Genomic DNA, 7,511 nt, shown 5'->3' on the forward strand with positions numbered 1-7,511 from the left:
GCGCCGCGCGCCCCACGCACAGCAGGCCCCGCGCGCGTTCGGCACAGCGCCACGCCGCCCGGCCCCGGAGAAAGAATACCCATGCGCGATACCTTCCTTGTCTTTGGCCAGCCGCTCATCGAACAGGCGGAAATGGACGAAGTGCTCGACAGCATGAAGCGGGCGTGGATTGGCACCGGCCCCAAGGTGCACCAGTTCGAAAAGGATTTCGCCGCCTACAAGGGCATGCCGTATGCCGCCGCCGTCAACTCGTGCACGGCCGCGCTCCAGCTTTCCTGCCTTGCCCTCGACCTTGCGCGGGGCGACGAGGTGATCACCACGGCCATGACCTTCTGCGCCTCGGTGAACGCCATCATCCACTCCGGCGCCACCCCGGTGCTGGCCGACGTGGACCCGGTGACCCAGAACATCGACCCCGCCGACATCGAGCGCCGCATCACCCCGCGCACCAGGGCCCTGCTGGTGGTGCACTTTGCCGGGCGCCCCTGCGACATGGACCCCATCATGGACATTGCGCGGCGGCACAACCTGGCCGTCATCGAAGACTGCGCCCATGCCATCGAAACCACCTACAAGGGCAGGCAGGCGGGCGACATCGGCGACATCGGCTGCTTCAGCTTCTACGCCACCAAGAACGTGGTCACCGGCGAAGGCGGCATGATCCTTTCGCGCGACAAGGCCAAGATCGACCGCATGAAGATCATGGGCCTGCACGGCATGAGCGCCGACGCCTGGGCCCGCTTCTCCGATTCTGGCTACAAGCATTACTATGTCGTGGACCACGGCTTCAAATACAACATGATGGACATGCAGGCCGCCCTCGGCATTCACCAGCTGAAGCGGGTGGAAGACTACTGGAAGCGCCGCGAGGCCGTGTGGCAACGCTACATGCGGGCCTTCGCCGACCTGCCCGTGGGCCTGCCCGCCGCGCCGGAACCGGATACCCGACACGCCTACCACCTGTTCGCCATCCGGGTGAACGAGGCGCGCTGCGGCGTCTCGCGCGATGCCATGCTGCCCATGATGACCGCCCGCAAGATCGGCGTGGGGGTGCACTACCTGGCCATTCCGGAACACCCCTACTACCAGAAGAACTACGGCTGGAACCCGGACGACTACCCCAACGCCGTGGCCTACGGACGCGAAACCATCTCGCTGCCGCTCTCGCCCAAGCTGAGCGAACAGGACGTGGACGACGTGATCGAGGCCGTGCGCGACATCATCACCGGCAAGGGGTAGGTGGCAACCATATCCCTGCATGAGTTTCCGGTCGTTATCCTGCTCCGAATACTGCCTTTCTTCCTTATGCCCCGCAGCGGTCTTCCGTTGCGGGTGGCTGGTGCGGACAGGATGCAAGGAATTACGAGTGTTGCCCGCCGGACAGGCGGATCGGCGTTTTTGAGCGCAGATCGGCAGCCGCTAGGCGAGCGCAACGCGCGAATATTACGGATGGCGACAGCAACGCGACGGATTCTGCAAGCAACGTGGACGCGCTGACCGCGAGAACGTTTGACCAACGCGCCACAGGTCCCCCGCTTTCTTGCTCCCCCAACCTCAACCCCGCCGCCACCGGCAGGACAGCATGCGCCCCGCCATCACCGGCCTAGTGCTCACCTACAACGGCGAACGCCTGCTCGACAGGTGCCTCGCCTCGCTGTCCTTCTGCGACAAGGTCCTGGTGGTCGATTCCTTCAGCACCGACCGCACGGTGGACATGGCCCGCGCAGCAGGGGCAGAGGTCGTCCAACGCAAATGGGAAGGCCCCGGTCCGCAGTTCCGCCATGCCCTCTCGCTCATCGACACCGAATGGGTGTTCAGCCTGGACCAGGACGAAATCTGCACCGAAGAACTGCGCGAAAGCGTGCTGGCCGCCGTGCGCGCACAGGTGCGCGGGGGCGAGGGCAGCCACGGGGCCCACGCACGCCGGGCTGGCTACCGGGTACCGCGCCGCTCGTGGTACTTCGACCGGTTCATGAAGCACAGCGGCTGGTACCCGGACTACCTGCTGCGGCTGTTCCGCCCCGCGCAGATGGAAGTGCACGTCTCCGGTGCGCACTACTCGTTCCACCCCAAGGGCGAAACGGGCCGCCTGCGCGGCGACATACTGCACTACCCGTACGACAGCTTTCGCCAGCACCTGGACAAGATCAACTCGTACGCCCAGCAGGGCGCGGACGACCTGCGCGCCAAAGGCCGCCAGGGCGGCGTGGCCGTGGCCACGGCGCACGGCCTGGCCCGGTTCCTGAAACTGTACGTGTTCAAGCTGGGCGTTCTGGATGGCCGGGCGGGCTTCATCAACGCGGCGCACGGGGCGTTCTACGCCTTTCTGAAGTACATCCGGGTACGCGAGGGCGACTGGGGTGCGCCCTTCGATCATCACTAGCCCCCACGGACGGCACGGGCGCCCCGACAAACGGGCACAACAACATCGGCACCAGCGCCGCGCGAACGCACACGAATTTCAGACGACGCAACATACAACCACCACACCGAGGGACGGACATGAGCGAACTCCGCTACAAGCGCGTGCTGCTGAAACTCAGCGGCGAAGCCCTGGCGGGCGAAAACAAGTTCGGTATTGACCCCCAGACTGTTTCGAAGATATGCGAGGAAATCGCCGAGGTTGTCGACATGGGCCTGCAAGTGGCGCTTGTCATCGGCGGCGGCAACATCTTCCGCGGCCTCTCCTCGTCCGCCAAGGGCATGGACCGCTCATCGGCCGACTACATGGGCATGCTGGCCACGGTGCTCAACGCGCTGGCCGTGCAGGACGCCCTGGAAAAGATCGGCCATCCCACGCGGGTGCTTTCGGCCATCACCATGCAGGAAGTCTGCGAGCCGTACATCCGCCGCCGGGCCGACAGGCACCTGGAAAAGGGCCGCGTGGTCATCTGCGCCGCGGGCACCGGCAACCCCTACTTCACCACCGACACGGCGGCCGCGTTGCGCGGCATGGAACTGAAGTGCCAGGCCATCATCAAGGCCACCAAGGTCGACGGCGTCTACGACAAGGACCCCATGAAGCATGACGATGCCGTGATGTTCCGCAGCCTCGGCTACGTCGAAACGTTGCAGCGCAAGCTCGGCGTCATGGACTCCACTGCCATCACCCTGGCCATGGAGAACGATGTGCCCATCATCGTCTGCAACATGTTCAAGGGCAGCATCAAGCGCGTGGTCATGGGCGAAGACGTCGGAACCATCGTACACGGAGGCTAACCCCCATGGATATGGATAGCATTCTTCTCGACGCCGAAGAGCGCATGGAAAAGGCCCTCGGCTCCCTGGACCGCGAATTCGCCAAACTGCGCACGGGCCGCGCCTCCACCTCGCTGGTGGACAACATCAAGGTCGACTACTACGGCACGCCCACGCCCATCAGCCAGCTGGCGTCGGTCAGCGTGCCCGACAGCCGCACCCTGACCATCCAGCCGTGGGACCGTTCGGCCTTCCAGCTGGTGGAAAAGGCCATCATGAAGTCGGACCTCGGCCTGAACCCGGTCAACGACGGCAAGATCATCCGCATCTCCATCCCGCCGCTGACCGAGGAACGCCGCAAGGACCTCGTGAAGGTGGCCCGCAAGTACACCGAGGAAGCCAAGGTGGCCGTGCGCAACGTGCGCCGCGACGCCAACGACGCCCTGAAGAAGCTGGAAAAGGGCAAGGAGATTTCCGAGGACGACGTGCGCAAATCCACCGACGACGTGCAGAAGCTGACCGACCGCTTCGTTGCCAAGTCGGACGAGAAGTGCACGGCCAAGGAAAAGGAAATCATGGAGCTTTAGGAAACGGTCTCCGAACCGTGTCCGCGCGTGCGGTACAACGGTGATATATTCCACATGGCCGGTCGCGCCCGCGGCAGTCCCGCCCCGCACTCGCGGTTGGACGGACGGGCGGGCGGACCGGCCATGGCGCATATGACGCGGGCGCATTGCCCGCGCAGCAGAGGCTTATCGTGAACAACGCTTCCGCGGCAGGCTCCCCCCTGCCGGACATGCTTTTGCCGGAAACCCTGCCCCGCCACGTGGCCATCATCATGGACGGCAACGGGCGCTGGGCCACCCAGCGCGGCCTTTCGCGCAGCGACGGCCACCGTGCGGGCACCGAGGCGGCCCGGGCCATCGTCACCGAATGCCGCACCCTCGGCATCCCCCACCTGACCATGTACACCTTCTCCAAGGAAAACTGGGGCCGCCCCGGTGCCGAGGTGAAGTTCCTGTTCGAACTGCTGGTGGATTTCCTGCGCGAGGAATTGCCCAACCTCATCCAGCGCGACATCCGGCTTTCGGTGTTCGGGCAACTGGCCGACCTGCCGCTGGCCGCGCGCAAGGCGCTGGAACACGCCATTTCCCGCACCGCCGCCTGCACCACCATGCGCCTTAACCTGGCCCTCAACTACTCCGCCCGCGATGAAATCCTCATGGCCTGCCGCGCCCTGGCCGCCGAAGGACTGGCGCCCGAAGCCATCACCGAGGAAGCCTTTGCCGCGCGACTGTGGACGGCGGGCCAACCCGACCCGGACCTGGTCATCCGCACCAGCGGCGAAGTGCGCATCAGCAATTTTCTGCTCTACCAGAGCGCCTACAGTGAATTCCACTTCACCGACACCCTCTGGCCGGACTTCACCCCAGGGCATTTCCGCGCCGCCCTGCGCGACTACGCCGGGCGGCAACGCCGCTTCGGCAAAACGGAGGCAACCCCCGCGTGACCTCGGCATCTCCCCATTTCCAACGCGTCGTCACCGGCACTGCCCTTGCCGCCCTGCTTACCGTGGGCCTTGCCATGGGCGGCTGGGTGCTGCTGATCATGGTGGTGGCCGTGGCCAGCCTGGCCCTGCTGGAATTCTACACCATGTTCTGGGCAGGCAACGCCCGCCTGCCGCTGAAAGCCGCCGGCATGGCCCTTGGCGCCGCCGTACTGGCCGCCGGGCATATGGACCGTCCCTGGATGGTGCTGGGCTGTGTCGCCGCCGCCTTCCTGGTGGGGGCCGTGGGTTTTCTGCTCACCTGGGGCAACGGTGACGACGACTGCCGCTTCACCGAAGGCCAGGTGCTGGCCGCAGGCGTCCTGTACGTGCCCGTGCTGCTGCTGCCCGCCCTGCACTTCAACCGCTGGGAACAGCTGGTGGTGGTGCTGGCCGCCGTCATTTCCGACACCGGCGCCTATTTCATCGGCACATGGTACGGCAAGGCGCGCATCTGGCCGCGCGTCAGCCCCAAGAAAAGCTGGGCCGGCAGCCTTGGCGGCCTTCTCCTGTGCGTGCTTGCCATCACCGGCGTGGGCATGGCCGCAGGCACCGCCCCGTGGTGGGCCTTTGCCCTGCTGGGCGGCCTGCTGAACGTGGCCTCGCAACTGGGCGACTTCTTCGAATCCGCCCTCAAGCGCACCCTCGGCGTCAAGGATTCGGGCGCGCTGCTGCCCGGCCACGGCGGCCTGCTGGACCGCATCGACAGCCTGCTCTTTGTCGTGCCCGCCTATGCCGCCCTGGATTCGGTGTTTCCGTTCTTTTGACCCGCAGAAATCGGGGGAAGGGGGAAACCACTTTTAAAAAAGTGGTTTCCCCCTTCCCCCGTACCCCCATCCCCCTTCCACCAAACTTTTCAATATGGGGTTAGCAATGCCACCCCCAAATGAAACGTTTTGAAGGATGAGGAGGGGGTGCGGGGGAGGGGAAGGGAACTTTTGGAAAAGTTCCCTTCCCCTCCCCCGCAATATCTTCAATAATCAGCAAACAAATTGCCTTAAGTACACCCCATGCAACGACACGAGACACTCGACCTGGAAGATTTTGAAGCCCTGCTGCACCGGGCGGCGACCATGATCGCGGACCGGGTGGAGCGCATCGGCCCGTGCGCCGAGGGCCCGGTGGTGCACCCGGCCACGTTCGACGAACTGGCGGCGCTGATTCCGTCCGACTGGCCGGAGGCGGGCGCAGGGGCGCACGCGGTGCTGGACGACGTGGCGCGGTGCATAGAGCCGTATGCCACGCGCATCGGGCACCCGCGATTTCTGGCATGGATAACCACCAGCCCGGCCCCGGCGGGCACGCTGGGCGACATCGTGTGCACGGGGTTGAACCAGGCGCCGCTGTCGTTCAAGGGCGGCCCGGCGGCCACGGTGCTGGAACACGTGGTCCTCGGCTGGCTGGCCCGGCTGTTCGGCCTGCCGCAGGCGGCTGACGAGGGCATGGACGGCCCGGGCGGCACCATCGTGTCCGGCGGCACCATGGCCAACCTGATGGGGCTGACCGTGGCGCGCCACACGCACTTTCCGGAAGCGGCCACCAAGGGCCTTGCGGGTATCGGGCGCACCCCGGTGCTGTACGTTTCCGACCAGGGGCACATGTCCATAGAGCGTTCCGCGGTGCTGCTGGGACTGGGTGCGGACAACGTGCGCGCCATCCCTTCCGGTACGGACAACCGCATGGACGTGGCGGCCCTGCGCGCGGCCATCGCCGCAGACAGGGCGGCAGGCCTTGCGCCGTTCTGCGTGGTGGCCCAGGCGGGTTCGGTGACCACCGGCGCGGTGGACCCGCTGCCGGAGATTGCCGACATATGCGCCGCCGAAGGTTTGTGGTTCCATGTTGACGCGGCCTACGGGGGCGCGGCCATGCTTACGGACGAGGGCCGGGCGCTGCTGGCGGGCATCCACCGGGCGGACTCCATCTGCGTGGACCCGCACAAATGGTTCTTCATCCCGCTTGAGTGCGGGGTGACGCTGTTCCGCAGCAAGGCGCAACAGATCGCCACGTTCCGGGCGCGCGCCTCGTACCTGGGCGAGGAAAATCCGCACGACCTCAAGAACACCACCTTCATCCTCAGCCGCGCCAACCGCGCGCTGAAGGTATGGTTTGCCTTCCGCACGTACGGGCGCGAGCGGCTGCGGCGCATCGTGACGCGCAACATGGAACTGGCCCGGCACTTCCGCGACCTGTGCGCCGCCTCGCCGGAATGGCGGGTGCTGGCCCCGGTGCAACTGTCCATCGCCTGCGCACGCTACGTGCCGCAGGGCGACGGCTGGACCGAGGAACAGGTGGACCGCTTGCAGGTGCGCCTGCTGGAACGGCTGGAGGCATCGGGCGAAGGATTCCTGACCCCGGCCATGGTGCGCGGCAGGGCCGGGGTGCGCCTGTGCGTGGCCAACCACCGCACCTCCGAGGCCGACATCCGCCTGCTGTTCGACCTCATGACCACGCTTGGCCGCGAACTTGCGGCGCAGGGCCCCCTGGCCTCCCCAGCTTCACGGACCGCGCAGCCCACCCAGCCCTCGCAAACCCCGCAGGTGTAGCCCCGCCAGCACGGCGGAAAGGGAAGAACACGGGATGATCCGCTATATTTCGCGCATGCCGGACCGGGCATGGGAAGACGCCGCGCCGCGCACGGTGGCCCTGCTGGGCAGCACCGGTTCCATCGGCACCAGCGCGCTGAAGATCATCGAGGCGCATCCCGGCCTGTTCCGGGTGGCCGCGCTGGCCGGGGCGCGCAACGTGCGCCTGCTGGCCGAACAGGCCG

Annotated in this window: 7 protein-coding genes and 1 pseudogene; all 8 read left to right on the forward strand. The window is 66.2% G+C overall.

Going from position 1 to position 7,511, the window contains the following annotated elements:
* The first annotated feature begins 81 nt into the window (after positions 1–81).
* Positions 82–1,239, forward strand: a complete 1,158-nt coding sequence (locus tag FVW20_RS03225) for a DegT/DnrJ/EryC1/StrS family aminotransferase (protein ID WP_196608275.1) — start codon at positions 82–84, stop codon at positions 1,237–1,239.
* A gap of 343 nt (positions 1,240–1,582) precedes the next feature.
* On the forward strand, positions 1,583–2,383 hold the full coding sequence (locus FVW20_RS03230; RefSeq protein ID WP_196608276.1) for a glycosyltransferase family 2 protein: 801 nt from the start codon (positions 1,583–1,585) through the stop codon (positions 2,381–2,383).
* Between the two features lie 119 nt (positions 2,384–2,502).
* Entirely contained in the window at positions 2,503–3,219 is a 717-nt protein-coding gene (gene pyrH / locus FVW20_RS03235; RefSeq protein WP_015946540.1) for a UMP kinase, read from the forward strand.
* Positions 3,220–3,224: 5 nt separating this feature from the next.
* On the forward strand, positions 3,225–3,785 hold the full coding sequence (frr, locus tag FVW20_RS03240; RefSeq protein ID WP_015946539.1) for a ribosome recycling factor: 561 nt from the start codon (positions 3,225–3,227) through the stop codon (positions 3,783–3,785).
* A 209-nt stretch (positions 3,786–3,994) separates the two neighbouring features.
* Complete coding sequence (gene uppS, locus FVW20_RS03245) at positions 3,995–4,708, forward strand: polyprenyl diphosphate synthase (protein WP_196608279.1); 714 nt, start codon at positions 3,995–3,997, stop codon at positions 4,706–4,708.
* Positions 4,705–5,511: a phosphatidate cytidylyltransferase gene (locus tag FVW20_RS03250; protein WP_196608277.1), complete on the forward strand. Its 807-nt coding sequence runs from the start codon at positions 4,705–4,707 to the stop codon at positions 5,509–5,511. The genes uppS and FVW20_RS03250 overlap by 4 nt, the downstream gene beginning before the upstream one ends.
* 243 nt (positions 5,512–5,754) lie before the next feature.
* On the forward strand, positions 5,755–7,287 hold the full coding sequence (locus FVW20_RS03255; protein WP_196608278.1) for a pyridoxal phosphate-dependent decarboxylase family protein: 1,533 nt from the start codon (positions 5,755–5,757) through the stop codon (positions 7,285–7,287).
* 34 nt (positions 7,288–7,321) lie between these two features.
* A pseudogene (locus tag FVW20_RS03260) lies at positions 7,322–7,511 on the forward strand (1-deoxy-D-xylulose-5-phosphate reductoisomerase); the annotation flags it as partial.

This window comes from Nitratidesulfovibrio oxamicus, from assembly GCF_015731765.1.
GTDB lineage: Bacteria > Desulfobacterota > Desulfovibrionia > Desulfovibrionales > Desulfovibrionaceae > Cupidesulfovibrio > Cupidesulfovibrio oxamicus.